This window comes from Vibrio sp. 10N.222.48.A3 (assembly GCF_041475345.1).
Taxonomy (GTDB): Bacteria; Pseudomonadota; Gammaproteobacteria; order Enterobacterales; family Vibrionaceae; genus Vibrio; species Vibrio tasmaniensis_A.
The window spans coordinates 1-1048 of the sequence record NZ_JBFRVX010000060.1; the positions used below are offsets into that span (position 1 = coordinate 1).

At 41.0% G+C, this 1048-nt stretch carries 1 protein-coding gene; it reads left to right on the top strand.

Going from position 1 to position 1048, the window contains the following annotated elements:
* The first annotated feature begins 58 nt into the window (after positions 1-58).
* Positions 59-793 carry a chromosome segregation ATPase gene (locus AB4653_RS02295; protein WP_017103097.1) on the top strand — a complete coding sequence of 245 codons (735 nt, stop codon included), beginning with the start codon at positions 59-61 and terminating at the stop codon, positions 791-793.
* Positions 794-1048 lie beyond the last annotated feature (255 nt).

Below are 1048 nucleotides of genomic sequence, written 5' to 3' on the forward strand. Positions count from 1 at the left end.
ATCAGTATCAGTATCAGTGACCGTGTAACGTTAAACAAATTTTTGGGAGTACCCGCTAGTGAACCAGCAATCTGGACAAGGCGAACAAGATGAAGTGGTTGTTATTGAGGAACGCGATAAACGTAGTCAGCTCTATATCGGCATTGCTGCGGTTATCGGTTTGGCGTTAGGCGGTTTAATCGGATCTACAGTCACGGCTTCGAAGTGGGAATCCACTTATCAGGTACTAGAAACTCGTTATCAAGAACTGCGTGATAGTAAAACTCAGTTGGTGACATCAGTTGAAGAGAAAGTGGCAAAAGTTGATACCGAAATTGATGCGAAAGTAGAAGCTGCTCTAGTGAAACAGGCAGAAGAGCATCAAAAAGAACTCCAAGATTTAGCGAAACAATCTGCAGTTTTAGAGAAAGCAAACTACTCGTTAGAGCAGCAGTTAAACGAACAGAAGCAAACGTTAGAACAAACTCAACAAAATAATCAAAAGTTGAGCCGTCAAGCTGATATGCAGTCGACCCTTTTTGAACGTTCGCGTGAGCTTTTCCGCAAAGAATTACAGATATCTCAAGAGCTTGAAAAACTCGAGAAAGAAAGAGATGACATCGAACAGAATCTTGGTTCTTTGAAGAAAGCGTGTGATGTTTTCTTAGATGGTACGTCATGGGATACAAAATCTGACGCCTGTGAGAAACAGGATAATGCCAATTCCCGCTTAAGTGACATCAGACAAATGATTGAAGTTCACACCATGGATATCAAGCAGATCAAGACTCTCACTGAAGAGATGGGTCTATAAGCTGAGCGCTTAATATAGCCATATCACGACTACTTGCAGTAAGAATTTGAACGCCCACATCGCACACGTGATGTGGGCGTTTTGCGTTCTCACCCCCTAAATGGCTAAGATGCGCTTTACATTGTTATTTCTGAAATTAGTGATTAGATACGTAAAATTGATCTTGATATGTGCTTTGTTGGGTAGTTGGTGACTTTGCACGCATATTTACACGCCAGAAAATTAGCATAATTGTTATGTTCTAGGATGAATATG